The organism is Cytophaga aurantiaca DSM 3654, from assembly GCF_000379725.1.
Classification (GTDB): domain Bacteria; phylum Bacteroidota; class Bacteroidia; order Cytophagales; family Cytophagaceae; genus Cytophaga; species Cytophaga aurantiaca.
Genome location: NZ_KB903666.1, coordinates 52,262 through 71,062, shown reverse-complemented (window position 1 = coordinate 71,062; position 18,801 = coordinate 52,262). Strand labels below are relative to the sequence as shown.

The 18,801-nt window shown below is 36.2% G+C and carries 19 protein-coding genes and 1 tRNA gene; 10 read left to right on the top strand and 10 right to left on the bottom strand.

What is annotated here, in order from left to right:
- Nucleotides 1-385: 385 nt before the first annotated feature.
- Complete coding sequence (locus A3EE_RS0119300) at nt 386-655, bottom strand: muconolactone Delta-isomerase family protein (protein ID WP_018345092.1); 270 nt, start codon at nt 653-655, stop codon at nt 386-388.
- A gap of 93 nt (nt 656-748) precedes the next feature.
- Here A3EE_RS0119300 and A3EE_RS0119295 point away from each other — a divergent pair, with 93 nt between their 5' ends.
- On the top strand, nt 749-1,120 hold the full coding sequence (locus tag A3EE_RS0119295; protein ID WP_018345091.1) for a winged helix-turn-helix transcriptional regulator: 372 nt from the start codon (nt 749-751) through the stop codon (nt 1,118-1,120).
- A gap of 15 nt (nt 1,121-1,135) precedes the next feature.
- Here A3EE_RS0119295 and A3EE_RS0119290 read toward each other — a convergent pair whose 3' ends face one another.
- The 3 genes from A3EE_RS0119290 to A3EE_RS0119280 form a co-directional block, all read right to left on the bottom strand.
- Nucleotides 1,136-1,555, bottom strand: coding sequence for a VOC family protein (locus A3EE_RS0119290; protein ID WP_018345090.1), 420 nt, complete (start codon nt 1,553-1,555; stop codon nt 1,136-1,138).
- A 50-nt stretch (nt 1,556-1,605) separates the two neighbouring features.
- Nucleotides 1,606-2,802 carry a tetracycline resistance MFS efflux pump gene (locus tag A3EE_RS0119285; RefSeq protein WP_018345089.1) on the bottom strand — a complete coding sequence of 399 codons (1,197 nt, stop codon included), beginning with the start codon at nt 2,800-2,802 and terminating at the stop codon, nt 1,606-1,608.
- Between the two features lie 91 nt (nt 2,803-2,893).
- A complete protein-coding gene (locus A3EE_RS0119280) occupies nt 2,894-4,291 on the bottom strand; it encodes a hypothetical protein (RefSeq protein ID WP_018345088.1) in 1,398 nt (465 codons plus the stop codon).
- A gap of 299 nt (nt 4,292-4,590) precedes the next feature.
- On the opposite strand from A3EE_RS0119280, the gene A3EE_RS0119275 reads away from it, so the two are divergent.
- The 7 genes from A3EE_RS0119275 (at nt 4,591) to A3EE_RS20975 (ending at nt 10,287) form a co-directional block, all read left to right on the top strand.
- Complete coding sequence (locus A3EE_RS0119275) at nt 4,591-5,478, top strand: MerR family transcriptional regulator (protein ID WP_018345087.1); 888 nt, start codon at nt 4,591-4,593, stop codon at nt 5,476-5,478.
- A 22-nt stretch (nt 5,479-5,500) separates the two neighbouring features.
- Nucleotides 5,501-6,979 carry a phytoene desaturase family protein gene (locus A3EE_RS0119270; protein ID WP_018345086.1) on the top strand — a complete coding sequence of 493 codons (1,479 nt, stop codon included), beginning with the start codon at nt 5,501-5,503 and terminating at the stop codon, nt 6,977-6,979.
- Nucleotides 6,976-7,812 (top strand): phytoene/squalene synthase family protein, encoded by an 837-nt coding sequence (locus tag A3EE_RS0119265; protein WP_018345085.1) that lies wholly within the window; start codon nt 6,976-6,978, stop codon nt 7,810-7,812. The genes A3EE_RS0119270 and A3EE_RS0119265 overlap by 4 nt, the downstream gene beginning before the upstream one ends.
- On the top strand, nt 7,812-8,309 hold the full coding sequence (locus A3EE_RS0119260; protein WP_245553874.1) for a hypothetical protein: 498 nt from the start codon (nt 7,812-7,814) through the stop codon (nt 8,307-8,309). The genes A3EE_RS0119265 and A3EE_RS0119260 overlap by 1 nt, the downstream gene beginning before the upstream one ends.
- A 14-nt stretch (nt 8,310-8,323) precedes the next feature.
- The gene (locus A3EE_RS0119255) at nt 8,324-8,791 is read left to right on the top strand and encodes a sterol desaturase family protein (RefSeq protein ID WP_018345083.1); all 468 of its coding nucleotides are present in this window, start codon (nt 8,324-8,326) and stop codon (nt 8,789-8,791) included.
- Nucleotides 8,781-9,485 (top strand): lycopene cyclase domain-containing protein, encoded by a 705-nt coding sequence (locus tag A3EE_RS0119250; protein WP_018345082.1) that lies wholly within the window; start codon nt 8,781-8,783, stop codon nt 9,483-9,485. The genes A3EE_RS0119255 and A3EE_RS0119250 overlap by 11 nt, the downstream gene beginning before the upstream one ends.
- Nucleotides 9,486-9,657: 172 nt before the next feature.
- A complete protein-coding gene (locus A3EE_RS20975) occupies nt 9,658-10,287 on the top strand; it encodes a fibrobacter succinogenes major paralogous domain-containing protein (protein ID WP_018345081.1) in 630 nt (209 codons plus the stop codon).
- A 154-nt stretch (nt 10,288-10,441) separates the two neighbouring features.
- On the opposite strand, the gene A3EE_RS0119240 is transcribed toward A3EE_RS20975, so the two are convergent.
- The 6 genes from A3EE_RS0119240 to A3EE_RS0119215 form a co-directional block, all read right to left on the bottom strand.
- Nucleotides 10,442-11,497 (bottom strand): fatty acid desaturase, encoded by a 1,056-nt coding sequence (locus tag A3EE_RS0119240; protein WP_018345080.1) that lies wholly within the window; start codon nt 11,495-11,497, stop codon nt 10,442-10,444.
- A gap of 303 nt (nt 11,498-11,800) precedes the next feature.
- Nucleotides 11,801-11,887, bottom strand: a tRNA-Ser gene (locus A3EE_RS0119235).
- 256 nt (nt 11,888-12,143) lie between these two features.
- Nucleotides 12,144-12,911, bottom strand: a complete 768-nt coding sequence (locus A3EE_RS0119230) for a TatD family hydrolase (RefSeq protein WP_018345079.1) — start codon at nt 12,909-12,911, stop codon at nt 12,144-12,146.
- A gap of 113 nt (nt 12,912-13,024) precedes the next feature.
- A complete protein-coding gene (locus tag A3EE_RS0119225; RefSeq protein ID WP_018345078.1) occupies nt 13,025-14,146 on the bottom strand; it encodes a glycosyltransferase in 1,122 nt (373 codons plus the stop codon).
- Nucleotides 14,143-14,805, bottom strand: coding sequence for a polysaccharide deacetylase family protein (locus A3EE_RS0119220; protein WP_018345077.1), 663 nt, complete (start codon nt 14,803-14,805; stop codon nt 14,143-14,145). Before A3EE_RS0119220 ends, A3EE_RS0119225 begins: the two co-directional genes overlap by 4 nt.
- 138 nt (nt 14,806-14,943) lie before the next feature.
- Complete coding sequence (locus tag A3EE_RS0119215) at nt 14,944-16,332, bottom strand: oligosaccharide flippase family protein (RefSeq protein WP_083921297.1); 1,389 nt, start codon at nt 16,330-16,332, stop codon at nt 14,944-14,946.
- 248 nt (nt 16,333-16,580) lie between these two features.
- Here A3EE_RS0119215 and A3EE_RS0119210 point away from each other — a divergent pair, with 248 nt between their 5' ends.
- Nucleotides 16,581-17,906: an O-antigen ligase family protein gene (locus A3EE_RS0119210; RefSeq protein ID WP_018345075.1), complete on the top strand. Its 1,326-nt coding sequence runs from the start codon at nt 16,581-16,583 to the stop codon at nt 17,904-17,906.
- Nucleotides 17,907-17,914: 8 nt separating this feature from the next.
- A complete protein-coding gene (locus tag A3EE_RS0119205) occupies nt 17,915-18,769 on the top strand; it encodes a GumC domain-containing protein (RefSeq protein WP_018345074.1) in 855 nt (284 codons plus the stop codon).
- Nucleotides 18,770-18,801 lie beyond the last annotated feature (32 nt).

The following is an 18,801-nucleotide window of genomic DNA, read 5'->3' as shown; positions in this document are numbered from 1 at the left end:
TAGATCAACGAATTTGGGGCTTCAATACGATATGTTATGTTCCAAAATGAGAAGCATTCGTCACATCTATCGTGAATCCTTTTTTTGGGGTCAGACGCTTTCATACAAATTAGTTTGCAAAACACATACTGCAGTAGATAATACGCTCTGACCCCAGCGGGGTCATATGTTTATAGAATTATCAGATTCAAACAAAATACGCACAATACCGAAGGTATTCTTTCAAATAAAATTCCTTCGGTATTGTGCGCAAAAAACTATTATGATATTTGTGCTATAAACGTGCGACCCCTCTGAGGTCGTACTGAAAAACAGTTTTTAATTGACCTAATTCCTATTGTAAATGAATAGTATTAGAATAACTATAGGAATTATCAGGATAGATCTAAAATATTTTATCGAAAATCATGTATTCGATTTTTTTCATGTAGGGAAAGAATGGTAAACCTTCAATATTCTTGATCACCTCTTCTGTCTCTAAACCTTTAAAAATAAGTACCGCCCCGTTTTTTTCAGCTCTTATATAGAAATTCTCTAAAACTCCTGAAGCTTTCCAGCTCTCTATAAATGCCATTTCTTTCGCTTTTAATGCTTCAAAATCTGCCTCTGTAGTATTATTTACCGGTTTAGTCGTCACCACAATTATTCTTTTCATCCTCTTATCTTTAAATAATGGACAAAGCTATTAACTTTGTCAGTATACGGTTCATAGACTATTAACTTGTATATAGGCTAAAATTATAGACTATTGGAAAATTCGTTAAAAAGAAAGACAAAAGAGTTCAATCCGGGGAATTGCCCTGTAGTACATTGCATGAATTTTCTTGGTGGAAAATGGAAACCAAGCATTATTTATCATATCCGGAATGATGTCAATCGGTATAGTTCCATTCTTAAAAACATGCCTGAGATCAGTAAACAAAGTTTAACCAATCAACTCAGAGAGCTTGAAATGGATGGCGTGTTGAAACGCATCATCTACCCGGAAATACCGCCGCGGGTTGAATACAGCATTACCGAGTTTGGACAAACGCTGTTACCGATTATTGATGTAATGTCTTTGTGGGGCAGAACAAACATGCCGGTAAACAAAAAAGTACCTTGTGTAGAGGAAGAATAGTCCTGCAGACACCTATCAGGCAGGTTCCCAGAGCTCGATTTTATTGCCCTCTGCATCCATGATGTGTACAAACTTTCCAAAGTCGTATGTGACAATATCATCAAGTACGGTTACCCCATTTCCCTTGAGTTTAATTACAAGTCCTTCCAGGTTCTGAACACGGTAATTGATCATAAATTCTTTTTTTGATGGAGAAAAATATTCATCTCCTTTTTTGAATGGACTCCATTGAAGAGATTCTATTTCTTCCGGCTTATTCATATTTCTGGATTCAAAACTAGAAGAACCCCACTCATTGATTTCAAGTCCTAAATTTTTAACGTACCATTCTTTCATTTCTTTCGGATTATCAGAAAAAAAGAAAACCCCGCCAATGCCAGTGATCTTCGGTGTTACATCACCTGCTTTATCCGATTGTTTTTTTGAATCTTCCATATCTGTATTGTTTGTTGAATATATAAAAATCTATTCCGGACTTTTATCGTTTATGCATTCTTCGTTTTTAATTTCGCAAATAATACCAAACCACCAACCATTAACACCGCTGCCACAGCAAATACAGCACCGTGGCTGTATGTATATATAGCTGCTGCTCCCAACGGAACAATTACATGATACAAAGCCTGCAGACTTTGATTGGTTCCTTGCAACTGCCCCTGCATAGTGTCATCCACACTCATAGATAAACGTGCATTATAGGAAGGATCAAACAAGCCTTCACCCAACACAATGAATGCAACTGCTGCAATGATAAGATACATCGATGGAATATAGGAACTCAAAAATATAAGTCCCAGTCCTATGAAAAGTCCGCAAAGGCCAACAATGCCAATGGTATGTTCACTCCATTTCTTAAGCAACTGAGGCAATAAAACTACACGGGATAAAATATCACAGATACCAACCAGTACAAAGACACCTCCAATATAGGATGGGCCCCATAGAAATACATCTTTAAAAAAAATACTTGCATTGAATTGCCAGATGTTAAGTCCAATATAGAAGAACGCACCCATAACAAGCAATGCACGGGCTTCTTTCAAAGAAAAAACATCTTTGAAGTGAGAAAAGGTATTGAAGTTTTGCAACGTAAGATGTGTGGTACGTTTTTCTACAGGAAGTGATTCAGGTACAAACTGTGCGATACACAAGGTTGATACCATCGTGATGCCCGCTGTAATAAAGAAAGGCAAGGTAATGGATTCGGAGCCGAACAAGCCGCCGATAGCAGGTCCGATCATAAAGCCAATACCAATGGCACCGCCAAGGTACCCAAACCACTTCCCTCTTTCTTCAGGTTCTGTACTGTCGGTAATGTATGCAAATAAGGCGCTTTGATTTCCTGCAGTAAGTCCATCAATGATTCTTCCAAGAAAAAGAATCCAAAGTGCCCCGCCCACTCCAAGCAGTATATATCCTACTACAGAACCCAACAGACTTACGATCAAAATCGGTTTGCGTCCGTAACGATCACTAAGTGCTCCGAATACAGGAGCTGCAAAGAATGTACTCACAGCAAATACAGATACAAGTGCACTCATTACAAGAGCAACATCTTTAGCAGGAACGTATTTTTCTAACAGAAATGGAAAGAGCGGAAGTACAATGGTCATGCCGACTGCATTTAATATGGTAATACCTATGATGATCCAGAGGTTGATTATTTTACTAGTTTGTGGCATCTATGTATTGCGTATACAGAAAGATTAGGAAATCCGTTTAATGGTAGTGTTATGATAAATCTGTTCTATGTTTTCGAAAAGAATTAATTTATTAAGCATAGATCCATCCATTGCAAATAAACATATCAAGCAAATACGTGCTCCATACTATATTCAATAACCATAGACCAATAATGCAAAGAGTACGAATATAATAATTGAAATAATTGTTATAGCTGAAATAAAAAGCCAGCAAAATAAAAATATACATTCCGGCATATTCAAAACGAAAACGTCCACCTCCATATTCCACAAAGGACAAAAAGGTACAAAGCAAAATCAATGAGATAAAAAAGAATAGGCTATTATTCAGAACTCCCCATGAAGATTTGATCTTTTTTTCAAACAATATGATCAACAGAGAATAAAACAAAGGTGAATTTATTATGTATCTGGTAAAACTGTTCATACTTCCCCCTCGAAAAAAGAGAAAATATATAAAAAATAAACACACATAGGATAAAGAAACCATGACAAGATAATCTTTTGGTTCTGCAGTATATCCCGATGATACATTTTTAATAGGCGGTTTTAACAATAAACGTATCAGGAAAATAAAAGAGGGAACAATAACAAAAAATAAAACAAAAGACGACATTCCAAAGCCTTCTACTGACCAATCGCTAATCTGTTCAGGCAAACGAAATCCTAGCGATTCTTCACTCCAGTATTTTCGGGCTTCAGCAATAGCATCCCAAGAACCTGTATAAAAATATTCCATTGATAACACACAGAAATATCCTAACAAAAAGGGGCTTACTCTCATAGCTACATTTTTAATGAGCGTGCGTAAGTCTTTATAATTATAAAATAAATATAATTCCGTTAGTAAAATTGCAAAAACAATAAACCCCGTAGCAGGCCTCGAAGTAGCTGCAAGGAAACACCCAATAAAATATAACCCGTATTTATTCCGGAGAATTCCAAAGACAACAAGTGTCATTGTCATCATAAAGATGGCTTCTGAATAAGGAATATAATAAATAACGATAGACGGTATCGTGAAGCATATCAACTGAAGTATTATTTTTTCACGGGTAGGCAGAGAATGAGTTAGAATATTAATGAGAATTAAAATACTTACTGCAAAAAGTAAATAATTTAACATACAAACTCCAATGGTACTCAAATGAGTCGTTTTCCATAGTAAAGGAAATAGAGGGAAGAAGGCAAATTTAACTTTGTTATAGCAGTCACCTTCCAAAGAATAACTATATTCTTCGATGCACTTATAAATGGAGGCATCCCATTGTTCAAGATTCTCATTGGTAATAGCAATAAAAGGCTTTTTTACCAGCTTGATCTCTGGATTCTCCCAGGTTCCTGATCTTTCATAGGTCATGGATACTTTACCCAAAGTAGCATGGTATATTTTTTCGTTTTTGAATAATGTAAAAACAGATATAAAAATCAAAAAATGGATAATAATAAGCGCAAGTTGCTTTTGCATGATATAGGTAAATTAGGTTTATTTAAATTAGCGATTTCTACAAATTGCCTTTATTCGTTTTCTAACACAACTTTTCAAGTTATGAAATTGAATTCAAAGGTTATATATCCCGGTTGATTTATCTCTTTCTGAAGTAACTGTTTTGCATTCAACAACCTCTGTAAAAGATGCAATTTTCATTCTTCAATTACCCATTTCCCCTTCTCATAATAGAAACTTACACACATAATAACCTTCTATTATGATAAATTTGCTTTTCCTATTTTGTTTAACTATTTTCAACATCAATTAAACAAAATATGTCTCAGTATTCTATTTCAGATCTGGAAAAATTAAGCGGAATTAAAGCCCATACGATCCGTATTTGGGAGCAGCGCTACAATCTTCTTACTCCGCTAAGATCCGATGGAAACATACGCAGTTACAACGACGATCAGGTTCGGCGCTTATTAAACGTTTCTACGCTCATTAAACTGGGAATTAAAATCTCCAGAATAATTCAGCTTACAGATTCAGAAATAAACGAGTTGCTCGAGCGCTCTATTCAGCATGCTGAAGATGAAGATTCTAAAATCTCAGTATACATACATAAATTAATTGCAGCCGGAATCGATTACAATGAACATGAATTTAACAAGGTGTTTAAACAAGCAACTCAAAAATATGGATTGGTTGTTTGCTATCAGAAAGTTATTTATCCAATACTTGTTAAAATAGGTATATTGTGGGGCAAGAGTGAAATTATACCAGCACAGGAACATTTTATTTCAAACATCTTAAAACAGAAACTACATCATGCCATTGAACAGCTACCTATACCGCCTTCAACGGCCGAAACCTGGTTGCTTTTTTTGCCTGAAGAAGAAGATCATGAAATAGGGTTGCTTATTGCTAACTTTTTGATACGTTCATCCAACAGACGCGTGATTTATCTGGGTCAACGTGTACCGTATTACAATTTAAAAGCCGTAATAAAAGATGTAGAACCGGAATGCCTGCAATACTTTATCGTGCGCTACCACTCTGCTGAATGGCTGCAAACATTCATCAACAATATGAAAAAGGATTTTCCGGGAATAAAAAAATATGTCTGCGGTGCATCCTATTTATTCGAAGAAATAAAATTGCCCAAAGATCATGTGCAGATCTCTGACATGAATACATTCATTCAACTATTAAATAACTAATTTTTAAAATCAACATACACTATTGAAAACAATTGGAATCATAGGATCCGGAGTGAGTGGCTTAAGTGCTGCTTCTGTGTTAGCGCTGAAGGGACAAAAAGTTGTGGTGTTTGAAAAAAACGATCAGCTCGGAGGACGTATGCGCCAATTTGAAGCAAATGGCTTCACCTTTGACATGGGCCCAAGCTGGTATTGGATGCCGGATGTATTCGAACGCTTTTACAATCAGTTTGGTCATACCAGCAGCGACTTTTATGAATTGAAAAAACTGGACCCGGGTTTTCAGATCATTACTTCAGATGGAGACACATTAAAAATTCCCGCTGACTGGGAAGAATTATTAGAACTCTTTGAACAAATAGAAACCGGCTCAGCGGATAAACTTGTCGCATTCATGCGTGAAGCGCAATACAAATATGATGTGGGTGTAAAAAAGCTCATCTATCAACCTGGCCTATCTTTATTGGAACTGATAAATGCAGATACAATCAGCGGTGTGTTCCGTCTGCAGGTTTTTTCTTCATTCAGTAAACATGTACGCAGCTATTTTAAAAATGAAAAGCTGATTGCGTTAATGGAATTTCCGGTATTATTTTTAGGAGCCATGCCTAAAAATACTCCTGCTCTATACAGCCTTATGAATTATGCAGGCTTGAAGCAAGGTACGTATTATCCAATGGGTGGCTTTAAAAAAGTAATCGATGCCATGGTTCAAATATCACGTGAACATGGCGTAGAATTTAATCTTTCTGAAGGTATAACAGGAATAAAAAAGTTACATGATTCAAAGATTAGCTTAAGCACAACCAGTCGGACAATAAACGTAGATGGCTTGATCGCATCTGCCGACTATCATCATGTTGAGAGCAAACTATTACAATCCAACGATCGGAATTATTCAGAAAATTATTGGGACAAAAAAGTATTTGCACCGTCTTCGCTGATCTTTTACATCGGTGTAAATAAAAAGTTGGATAAACTGGAACATCACAATCTTTTTTTTGATGCGGATTTCCCTAAGCATGCAATTGAAATTTATGAAGATCCGAAATGGCCCAGCAATCCCCTCTTCTATGTTTGCTGCCCTTCCAAAACAGATCCTTCTGTAGCACCAAAGGATAAAGAAAATCTCTTCATCCTGATGCCCATAGCACCTGGCATTGCAGATGAAAAATCAATACGAGATTCGTATTACGATCTGTTATTAACACGATTGGAAAAGTATACAGGCGTTTCCGTTCGCGAAAATATTGAGTATGTAAAAAGTTATTGTGTGAACGATTTTATAGAAGACTATAATTCGTACAAGGGAAATGCCTACGGACTAGCCAACACACTCATGCAGACAGCGAACCTTAAGCCCAAAATAAAAAACAAGAACATTCCAAATTTTTATTATTGCGGACAGCTAACCGTACCGGGGCCGGGTGTACCACCATCTATTGTATCGGGACAGGTAGCTGCAAATGAATTATTGAAAACCCTGAAAGTGAATATATGAAGCACTTATTTGACAACGTTTCTGCCAAGTGTAGTAAATTAACGACAAAAGAATACAGCACCAGCTTTTCATTAGGGATCTATTTTCTGCATAAAAAAATTCACGACCCTATTTATGCAATCTATGGTTTTGTGAGGTTTGCTGATGAAATTGTTGATTCTTTTCATGGATATGATAAAAAACGTCTCATGCAACAGTTTAGAAACGATACGGTTACTGCACTGGAAGATAAAATAAGCCTCAACCCCATCCTAAATTCTTTTCAAAAGGTCGTACACGATTATAATATTGAATGGGAACTGATCGATACGTTTTTAAAAAGTATGGAAATGGATCTTGAACAATCTGCTCATGATCAGGAATCGTATAAAGAATACATTGTAGGTTCTGCAGAAGTAGTAGGACTAATGTGTCTACATGTTTTTGTTAAAGGAGATGCAACTATGTATGAGAAACAAAAACCGTATGCAATGAGTCTAGGTTCAGCTTTTCAGAAAGTAAATTTCCTCAGGGATGCAAAAGAAGATTTTGATTCTTTAGGCAGAACGTATTTTCCTGATGTAAGCATGAAAAATTTTGATCAGAAAATTAAAAAAAGTATTGAATCGGATATTGAAAAAGATTTCCAGCATGCACTTATCGGCATTAAGGAGCTTCCGTCAGAAGCAAGACTTGGCGTATATCTTGCATATATTTATTACCAGCATTTATTCAATAAAATAAAATCTGTTCCGGCTGAGCGTATTTTAAAAGAACGCATTCGTATACCCAATCTCAATAAATTTGGATTACTCTTTCAATGTTATTTGCGAAATCAATTGAACATATTATAATGCGCATTATTCCTTATGTTCTACTCTTTCTATTACCTGTATGTACACAGGGTGAAGAATGGAATATGATTACCATCCGGAATTTGTATTACAAAGCTTCATTATCAAAAGAAGATTCCGAAACGTTTAAAACTACAGTAACATCGATTCAAAATCCAACTGAAAGTATTAAAGGATATATTGCAGTTTCCCACATGATTGAAGCAAAATACGTATATAATCCATATACTAAGCTCAGCTATTTCAATAAAGGAAAAGTATTACTTGAAAATTCAATCAACATTGAACCAAACAACATTGAACTTCGATATCTAAGAATTTGTGTACAAACAAGTGCACCTTCATTCTTAGGCTACAGCAATCAGATTACTACAGATAAAACATTTATTCTACAAAAATACTCCTTGGTGAATGATGCAGATTTAAAAAAACGAATTAAGGATTTTATGCTACAATCCGGCTTGTGTACGGAACAGGAAAAAAATTTATTTAATTAGATCTTCAACTACATATGGATAATTGGATCGCTAGTACGGCAGTAATCATCGTAACATTTTTAACAATGGAATTTGTTGCCTGGCTTGCACACAAATACATTATGCACGGACTGCTCTGGAAACTGCATAAGGACCATCACCAGCCTAACCCGGAAACACCGGTTGAACACAATGATTTCTTCTTTCTTATTTTTGCTACACCTGCAATCATTTTATTCATTATTGGTATTAAAGATTTTTCGCTGCCCTTCTGGATTGCAGTAGGCATTACCACTTATGGTGCTGCCTATTTCTTTATTCATGATCTGTTCATACACCAGCGTATTAAAGTTTTACGAAATGCAGATTCTGTTTATTTCAGAGCAATCAGAAAAGCACATAAAATACATCACAAACATTTAGGTAAAGAAGACGGAGAATGCTTCGGTATGCTATTGGTTCCTTTTAAATATTTCAAAGAAGCAAGGAAAAATGGACACTAATTATACGTATCTGGCAATTGACCTGGGTTCGTTGATCATCCCGTTGATCTTTAGCTTTCATTCTAAATTTGGATTCTACACAAAATGGGCTGCCTTTGGATTATCTAATCTGATTGTATGTACCTTGTTTATCATATGGGATATGTACTATACACACCTTGGTGTATGGGGGTTTAATCCTACGTATTTAACAGGAATCTATATTGGCAATTTGCCTATCGAAGAAATTTTATTCTTTATCTGCATCCCTTTCTCCAGTATATATACCTATCATTGCCTCAAGTTATTTTATCCTGACAGGAATAAGATTCCCTATGAAGAAATAACAATTATCATGGCCATAGTGCTTTTATTTGTAGGTGCACTGCATCTTACGAACATATACACCAGCCTTACATGTATTTTACTGGCCATAACTCTTGTACTGCTTACATTTGTATTTAATTTCCGGTGGATACCGAATTTTTATTTCTCATACCTGATTATATTATTGCCATTTTTCATTGTCAACGGAATCCTTACAGGTACAGGCCTTGACGCACCGATCGTATGGTACGACAATACACAGAATCTTGGAATCCGTCTTGGAACAATACCTGTAGAGGATATCTTTTACGGAATGCTGATGCTGGTTTTAAACACAGCCTTGTTTGAGTTTTTTGATCGTAAAATTACTTCAGGACAGATTAGATAACAGTATCTAAAAAATATCAGACTATTACGAAGCGAATAAAAATTCATCAAGGATAGAATTAAGCAATCCCCTTCGTTGCCAAAGTCTGGTACTTATACTAGTGAGGGTAATTAATCAACATTTAATTATATTGCTAAAACAATTTCATATTAACATTTACAGAAATAAAAAAATGAAAGCGATTTTTAAATTAACCGCACTTACTTTAGTTATCTTTTTTTCCTGTTCCAACAAAGATGAAGTGACGATAGGAACACAAGTCTGGACAAAATCGAATCTTGATGTAGCTGTATTTAGAAATGGAGATTCCATACCAGAAGCAAAGACACTAGATGAATGGAATAAAGCAATCAAAAACAAACAGCCTGCCTGGTGTTATTACAACAACAACCCTGAAAATGAAAGACTTTTTGGCAAACTCTATAACTTATATGCGGTAACAGATCCAAGACACTTAGCACCGGAAGGTTGGAAAATTCCTTCCAATGAAGAATGGCAAACATTATACGAATATCTTGGAAGAAGAGAATCCGGAAAAAAAATGAAAATACCAGAACTCTGGGGAAAGGAAAAGGAAAAGGACAATACGAATGAAAGTGGCTTTAGTGCTTCTCCGGCAGGGATGCTAAATAGTCACTTTTCAAATCTGGGATCATGGACTGTCTGGTGGAGTTATCCTGACGATAATTATAAACAACATGAATATGCACTTCTTCGCGATTCTGATGAGCTTTCAGTATTTGTAAGTTTTTATGGGCCTTATAATCATAAGGGATATTCTGTACGTTGTATTCGGGAATAAATGGGATTGAAATTTTCTGGCGCAAACATGGAATAAAAAATAAAAGCCCTTGATTGCTCAAGGGCTTTGTAGAGAGGAGGAGCCGAATTTCGAACTTTTTATTAATAAACCTGTTAAAATTTCAATCAATTGTGAATTGACATTTCATGATCAATTAATCAACAAGTTCTCTAATTGAATCCTTCTTGGCCTTTATATAAGGAGTATAATGGTACTCATAAAACTGTTTTTTAGAATCATGATAAGAAGTTACAGCGCCAACCTTATATAACAAATAAATATAATACCATGCAAAGTCGAGTTGATAAGGCAGAAATCCGGAGCGTGCGCTACCAGGATACATATGGTGATTATTATGCCACTCTCCTGCAAGTAATCCCGGTCGATACTGGTTTACTGACATGTCTTTGCGATTAAAATCCAAGCCTTCTCTATGTCTCTCTTCTCCTTTGCCATGTCCATTATAGTTAAACGTGCGCACACCTATCACCCATATCAATGCTCCAGTAAAAAGTGTACAGGCTAGGGCATGTCCTCCTATCAGATAAAATGCTCCGTACCAGAATGTCCAGTTTGCTATCCAAAGCGCAGCTGTACGGAATGGATCAGCAATTGAACCCCATATTTGATATTGATCATAAGAATTGATTTTTATTCCTGTATGTTTTACAAGAACCGCTGCACGTGCATAATTCTTTTCATCGAGATCTTTTGAAATGAGCTGGTGGTTCGTGTCGGCTAAAAAACAATATAAGAAGCCTGCGGATGCATTATAAGGATCTCCAGGCGCATCAGATTTAGAATGATGTACATGATGTGAAACAATGTATATCTCTTCAGGTATTAATTTAACTACTAAGTTTTGTGTAATGAAACGCCAGAACGAATTACGAAAAACAAAAGCACGATGTGTACCATATCGGTGATACCAAATTGTACCATGAGTGCCCATTACTACCATGCTGTAGAAGATGCAGAGCAATAATAGCTTCCATTGAAAATATTTTGTCAGAAATAAATACACAAAGGGTAATAAACATAGTACCCAAAACCATCCTGCTAATGCAATCCAGTTCTTTCGTGATTTAAAAATATTAATTCTGGAACAAAGTTCAGTAAACAATTGCTTGCCTGTCGGCTTTACAAGATTACCATTTTCATCCGCCCAACCGTAGGAGGGTCTTTGCAGTACTTCATCAATAAATGCCATAACTCATTTAAATTAACGTAAACTAATGTAGGTTCTTTGTGTTTTTAATTTCAGATTTAATAAATCAATAGGTTATAGCCATGACTTAAACATCTTTTTAGTCATCTGTTGATTTATGTAAAACCTGTTGTTTGTGATTTTGCGAAATTATATAAATAATATTTTTTTGTGAAAAATAAAATCAAAAAAATATTCAATTAGGTCTCCGCCTTGTCTGGTATTTAGCCCGCCGCCGCGGACACTGACTATTGATTCTCTATAAAACAAAAAAGCCCTTCCGATTTGGAAGAGCTTTTTAAGACGTAGAGAGGAAGGGATTCGAACCCTCGGTACGGTTACCCGTACACACGCTTTCCAGGCGTGCTCCTTCAACCACTCGGACACCTCTCTATGATTCAAATTCCAAATCTCAAAAGACAAATAACAAAAAAGAAATGCTACTATATTCTGAATCGGGTTACAAATAAACGCTTTTATTAGGGCAAAAACAAAACAGGATTAAAGGATTAAAACGGATAACAGGATTTCTATTCAACTAAACAGATACATTTCTGATTACTAAATGCTTACTAACTACTAAATTCCGTTGTCTTTGTACTAAGTACTCTGTACTTTTATCTAGAAACTAGTACCTAGCAACTGGAAACTATCTACCAAATAACAGTCGACTGTTAGCCGTGGTCTGTTCCACCACCTTCTCTTTCGACATCTGCAGCACGTCACCTATTTTTTGTGCAACCAGATCAATGTATGCAGGCTCGTTGCGCTTGCCTCTGTGCGGCACCGGCGCCAGATACGGACCATCTGTTTCAAGTACCACCTGTCCCAACCCGATCTCTTCGATCAAAGTATCCAGTCCTGCTTTTTTATACGTTACTACTCCACCAATACCAATCATCCAGCCATAAGTCTTCAACACCGTAACTTCAGCCAGTGAACCCGAAAAGCAATGGAACACACCACGCAAACCTCGATGCATATATGGCTTCAGTACTTCCAGCGATTCTGCATTTGCTTCACGACTGTGTATCACAATAGGTAAATTATATTTTAGTGCCCACTCTGCCTGTATGTTCAAGGCATCCTGCTGCTGCGTTAAAAAACTTTTGTCCCAATACAGATCAATACCAACTTCACCCAAAGCAATAAATTTACGGCTTGCCAGATGCTGCTCAATAACCGCCAGCTGTTCTTTATAATCTTCTTTTACATAACAGGGATGCAAGCCCATCATGGCAAAACAATGTGCAGGAAATTCTTTCTCAACCGCATACATCGGTTCAATGGAATGAATGTCTACATTCGGCATGTAAAACGCTTCAACACCAATATCAATCGCCTGCTGGATCAATGCATTTCGATCTGCTTTGTATTCTTCCGAATATAAATGAATATGTGTCTCTATAATGCCCATGTTGATAATTATGAATTATGAGTTATAAATTATGAATTAATTCGTCTTCGTGGCCTGTGCCACAAGTCATAGTATAGAGAAGTTATACATTCATAATTTATAATTCATAATTATTACGGTTGTATTTCTTTTCCTTTATATGTTCTTCCTTTCCATTCTACGCCCAATGGCAGCAGGCTATACAGAAACAATAGCAACGGAAAGAAATATCTGTTCAGTTCAAATAATAGTACGTTTCTTCGTAAACGCCCTACCTGCATTTTATAAGCAACAACATCAATAAATGAATGGTGCAAATTAATTATTGTCAACCAAAACATCAGCACCCAAATCCATGGTAAGAATATAAATGCAAGTACCAGTACTGGAAAAAAGATGGATTGTAAAGCAAGGAAAATTACCAGTGACTTAGGCAAGCGGAATGCTCCGGTGATCCATCGCTTCCGCTGCTGCAACGTTTCACCAAGTTTTTCCATTGGAGCAGAAAATGCTGTTGAACCTGCATCTAATAAATTTCGGTATCCCCAGCCCTTTTTAAGTGCTGCAAGAAATAATTCCAGATCTTCAGTTACAGAAAACGAAAGATTTTCATAGCCTCCTGTATCGTCGTAACAAGTTCTGCGGATCGCCATATTATTACCTATAGCAGTGACAGGTATATTCATTTCAGAAACAACATGTATCATGCCAGAGGCATACGCCCAATCAATACGCTGTATACGAGCAAACCAACTCTTACCTGTTACAATCGTAGAACCTGAAACAATTCCTGTCTTTTCTTTAAAGCCACCGAGTATAGATTCAATCCAATATTTCGGAACCTGTATGTCGGCATCGGTAATAAATAAAAATTCTCCTTGTGCTTTTCGCGCCAACTGCGCAAGTACATTGGCTTTACCCTTTACATGCGTAACAGAAGGCTCAATAGCAATAAGGTGATGGTTTGGTTTGTCTTGTATAAATGTTTTTACCAACGCATGTGTAGCATCTGTAGATTGATCGTCCCCGATCCATACTGTAATATTTTCTGCAGGATAGTTAAGACATTCTATAGCTTGAAGACAATTCAGAATATGCGCTTCTTCGTTGCGGGCTGCAATCAGTATTGAAACCTGTGGCTTTTGAGATGCGAATGCTACGGGTTTATAACAAAAAAATATCCGATACAATAAAATGATTTGATAGAATATGTAAACAGTAGCGTAACCTAAAAATAGGTATGGTACGAAACTCATAGTGTTTTAAACTGAAATCCTTTTTTCAAACATTCTTCGAGGTACAAAGGCAATGCGTATTTAACATTTTCCAAAGACTTTATGCTATCATGAAAAATAACAATGGAACCGTCGCGCGTATCATCTACAGCTGTATGATAACATTTTACAGCACCACGATCTTTATCAAAATCTCCGGTGATAACATCCCACATGATCACCCGGTAAATGGTTTTTAAATAGTCGCATTGAGCCGTTTTCATTTTACCGTATGGCGGACGAATCAAACGTTCTATGCGCCATTCTGCAGGCATAATGATATCTTCTTCTAATTTTTCCATCATTGCTTCGCACGCCATGATATTCGCGAAGTAATAATCGTCGGCATGTGTCCAGCCGTTTAAATGATTGTATGTATGATTGGCCGTACGATGGCCTTCATGTAAAATACGTTTATATAGTTCAGGATATTTCTGAATATTGGCACCGACACAAAAAAAAGTTGCTTTAACTCCAAACTGTTTTAACACATCCAGTACAAAAGGCGTTGCTTCCGGCACCGGACCGTCATCAAACGTTAGATAAATACTCTTTGATCCATCAGTTCCTTTCAACCGCCATTCAGCTCCTGAAAAAAAACGAGAAAACAGCCAACCCGAATGATTAAAATAAAGACCCATGAATACTGCTTATACAAACGTGTATATTCTCTATGACCACCTATCTAAATGCAAATATACAGAACAATGTACGTAGATACCTGATTTTTTCAAATGTAACTACTTAGAATTCACACAAAATTCACTTAAAAACATACATTACATTTTATGTATGGCTTTCTGAAGACCCAATATGAATGCTGTTCCTACTAAAGCTGCGCCTGAAATAGCAGTTGCAATAAACCATTTCACTTCAAAGATAGTACAGATATAAAATGCACCTACCGTTATAAGTGCAGCAATACTGAGCCTAAAATAAATATAAAAATCAATATATGCTTCTCCTTTGCGGATAATATAAATGAGGTAAGACAGTGAAATAAATAATGTACTGATGACAGTTGCAATTGCTGCTCCGGCAATACCCATAAACGGCAATAATAACAGATTCAAAATAATATTGATAAGAATGCTGAAGATTAACATCCGGTTGATGTAAAACTCTCCGCCGGTTGCCGAAAGCAAGGTACCCAGGCAAGCAAAATATGCATGAATAAATACTGCAATAAAAAGAATTTTAAGACAGAAAGTCATTTCTATAATTTCCGGACCGGTACTGTTTCCCAATAAAAAAAACAGCTGTTCGCCATGAAACCACACAAAACAACTTACAAAGATCATCGGCACAGCACTCACTATCTGAGCCATCGTCAGTACTTTCGTTAAGTCTTGTTTCGTATTCTTATAAAAAGCAAATCGTGCAAAGAACATCGGAAGTATCGTCCACAAGAACATCATAAACGCATCCAGCCAACGATACGCGCCGGCATACAATCCGGAAGCATGATCACCCAGCATACGCTCGATCATTACCTGATCAATCTTATCATGTACAGAAAATAAGACCGTAATAAATGCAAAAGGATACGTTTGCTTTACGATCGATTTCCAGTCTAGATAATTCCAATTGAACGAAAAGGCTTTAGGAGAATAGATCTTAATTGCCGGAATAGCAACAAGAGCTAATGCAAGGAATGTTGCAAACAAACGGGCTTCAATATAATTATCAAGTGTTATTCCAATCCAAAGCAGAATACCGGTGACAACAATCAAGATACTTTTATCCGAGATCGATGCGATCGAATCAATGGTAAATAATTGAGACGCCTGAAATTTTGCACGCAAATACATGATCAGCTGCAGTCCGCAATAACCCAAACTGATTAAAAAAAGCAATACTATTTCATTATTCTCATACCCCAGCAAATAGCCGACAAGTATCATGAAAAATGGATAAAAACCAGCCAGTGCGAACTTAAAAGAGAAATACGTTGAATATAGATCTGATTGAGCCTGACTTTCAGTGGCAAATTTCTTAGTTACAAACTGATTGATGCCCAGATCTAGAATAACAATAAATAAAAATGCCAGTGCATTCAGTGCTGCAAATAAACCGTATTGTTCATGACCAATCTTATCCTGAACTAGATTTTCCAACAATAAATTGATTGGTTTAATCGTTAGGTTTAAAAGTATAGCAAGCGCAATATTTTTATATAATTTTCCTATCTTTCGTAAATTTTAGTTGCAATAATACGCAAAATAACAATAGACACGCTAAAACATTGAATGTTAAAAAATACATAGACGATTATTCTTCAGCTTTTTCAAAAGAGTATATTTTCATTCTTATCTTAAGCATTTGCAGCCTTATTGGTGTGTCTTTGGAAATGATCCCTCTAGCGATCTTGCCAATAGGATTAATAATCAGTTTAATAGTTCTGTTAAATATTAGGATGGGTTATTATATAACTGCTTTCCTCTTACCATTTTCCGCAAACATTCAATACCACTTTATTGGTATTACATTGAATACTCCTTTAGAACCGCTGCTGCTTATCCTGACTGTTGCAACAATATATCGCCTTACGGCTGATGGATTGCCTGTTTCTTATATAACGCATCCGCTATCTATCTTATTTTTCTTATTCACAGGTTTAATTATCGTAAGCAGTTTTTTTTCGGTAAATCTTCCTGTATCGTTACGCATGGCTATTCAAACCATAGCTTATATCATACCTGCCTATTGGGGTGTACTATATCTAAGCAAAGACGACAATACCTTTATACGCAAATTGTTTCTGCTCTTCTTATTTTCTTTTTCAATGGTCTGCTTTATAAATTTTTTCAGACATGCTGCATTTAATTTTAATCGTTCGGCTTGCTGGTACATAGCAAATCCATTTTATTCTGATCACACCATATACGCTACCATGGCAGCATTTATGATCCCGATCGCATTTGTTTGCACAATCTGGTATTTCAAAAAAAGCGGCACGCGTACACTTTTCTTTGCATTCCTAATGATCGTATGCAGTTCAGGCCTGATCTTATCCTACAGCCGCGCTGCAATGATCAGTGTACTTATTGCATTCGCATTGTATTTTTATATCCGTTTAAAAATTAGCTGGTGGATCTTCGCTGCTCTTGTTGTTGTTGTACTGATTGTGGCTGCAGCAAATCAGGAAACCTTATTCATGTCTGTAAAAAGAAATCAGACGGAATCAAAAACACTAAAAACCAATCTCAGCAATCAGGTAAAATCGATCACCAATGTAAGTAACGATGTATCCAATCTTGAACGTCTCAACCGATGGAAGTCGGCTATACGTATGATCGACAAACACCCGTTTTTAGGGTTTGGATACGGAATGTATCAACATGAATACTTCCCTTATCAAAAAGCAAGTGAAACAACGCAGATCAGTATCCGCAATCCGCAGTCAAAATACCATGCCGGTACAGGAGGCACTGCACATTCTGAATATTTACTGCTCAGTTCTGAAAATGGTTTATTCATGGGTATAACCTATGTTGTTCTATTAATCGCAGCAATCATCATTTCTATTAAGAATATATCCAATCTATCCACCGATAGTTTTGCCTGGTATTTATCGATGGGAATTGCTATGAGTATTACAACGTATGTTGTACACGGGTTCTTTAATAACTTTCTTGATACATCTAAAATAAGTTTCGTATTCTTTGCGTTCTTAGCATCGATCACATCCATTAGTATTAAACAAAAAAATCACGGATCGAAAGATATCGTATCTATATAATTACTTCTATGAAAAAAGATTTCACAATTCTTGACACCATTCGTCTGATCGTTAAAAACAAAAAACTTTTTATTGTTACAGGTAGCTCAGTACTTGTTCTCAGTATTATCGTTTCTTTTTTATTGCCGGTATATTATAAATCTACCTGTATCTTATATCCTTTTAACCCGCAAGCATACGATCCACGAAACGTTGATGTAGCAGCTACACCCTATGGGAGCTCCTTTGACGGCGACCGTATTATGGCACTTGCAGAATCAAGAGAAATTCAGCATTACATAATCGAAAAGTACAATTTACTAGACCGCTATGACATCGATCGTTCAGATGTATTAGCAGATTATAAAGTACGGGAAGAGTTTATAGGAAATTTAAGAGTTGTTGAGAATGAATTCAGCGCTATTGAGATCAGTTTGATGGATAAAAATGCCGATACTGCAGCAATCATTGTAAATGATATGGTTGCACGAATTGATGATATGAACAAAAAACCGTTGGTTACGCTCAGTACGAAAATATTTGAATCCTATGAAAAAATTATCCTTGCAAAATATCATGGCATTGATTCCATTCAAACATTACTTCATGCAAAAGAGCAAGACTTACATTCAGATGTAATATCCCTGGAATTACTGAATACCATTTCAGATCTGAATAAAGCAAGAAAAAGTTTAGAGTTGGTTAAAGGTGATTTCAGCACACTTAACATCATTCAGCCTGCTGAGTCTATTGCGAAAAAAGCCTTTCCGAAACGTTTGTACATTGTTGCAGCGAGCGTTGTGATTTCTCTGTTCTTAACTTTTCTGGTATTGATTACAAAAGAGCTATATACGCTTTCTGTTGAAAACGAATCTAAAAATTAATACGTCAAACTCTTTACGGGTTTGATGTAAAT

Coding starts and splice junctions, on each gene's coding strand:
- A3EE_RS0119220 (WP_018345077.1), bottom strand. CDS start 14,805: ATGGGTCTTTATTTTAATCATTCGGGTTGGCTGTTTTCTCGTTTTTTT.
- A3EE_RS0119210 (WP_018345075.1), top strand. CDS start 16,581: ATGGGTTATTATATAACTGCTTTCCTCTTACCATTTTCCGCAAACATT.
- A3EE_RS0119250 (WP_018345082.1), top strand. CDS start 8,781: ATGGACACTAATTATACGTATCTGGCAATTGACCTGGGTTCGTTGATC.
- A3EE_RS20975 (WP_018345081.1), top strand. CDS start 9,658: ATGAAAGCGATTTTTAAATTAACCGCACTTACTTTAGTTATCTTTTTT.
- A3EE_RS0119265 (WP_018345085.1), top strand. CDS start 6,976: ATGAAGCACTTATTTGACAACGTTTCTGCCAAGTGTAGTAAATTAACG.
- A3EE_RS0119255 (WP_018345083.1), top strand. CDS start 8,324: ATGGATAATTGGATCGCTAGTACGGCAGTAATCATCGTAACATTTTTA.
- A3EE_RS0119300 (WP_018345092.1), bottom strand. CDS start 655: ATGAAAAGAATAATTGTGGTGACGACTAAACCGGTAAATAATACTACA.
- A3EE_RS0119230 (WP_018345079.1), bottom strand. CDS start 12,911: ATGGGCATTATAGAGACACATATTCATTTATATTCGGAAGAATACAAA.
- A3EE_RS0119280 (WP_018345088.1), bottom strand. CDS start 4,291: ATGCAAAAGCAACTTGCGCTTATTATTATCCATTTTTTGATTTTTATA.
- A3EE_RS0119285 (WP_018345089.1), bottom strand. CDS start 2,802: ATGCCACAAACTAGTAAAATAATCAACCTCTGGATCATCATAGGTATT.
- A3EE_RS0119275 (WP_018345087.1), top strand. CDS start 4,591: ATGTCTCAGTATTCTATTTCAGATCTGGAAAAATTAAGCGGAATTAAA.
- A3EE_RS0119260 (WP_245553874.1), top strand. CDS start 7,812: ATGCGCATTATTCCTTATGTTCTACTCTTTCTATTACCTGTATGTACA.
- A3EE_RS0119240 (WP_018345080.1), bottom strand. CDS start 11,497: ATGGCATTTATTGATGAAGTACTGCAAAGACCCTCCTACGGTTGGGCG.
- A3EE_RS0119205 (WP_018345074.1), top strand. CDS start 17,915: ATGAAAAAAGATTTCACAATTCTTGACACCATTCGTCTGATCGTTAAA.
- A3EE_RS0119225 (WP_018345078.1), bottom strand. CDS start 14,146: ATGAGTTTCGTACCATACCTATTTTTAGGTTACGCTACTGTTTACATA.
- A3EE_RS0119290 (WP_018345090.1), bottom strand. CDS start 1,555: ATGGAAGATTCAAAAAAACAATCGGATAAAGCAGGTGATGTAACACCG.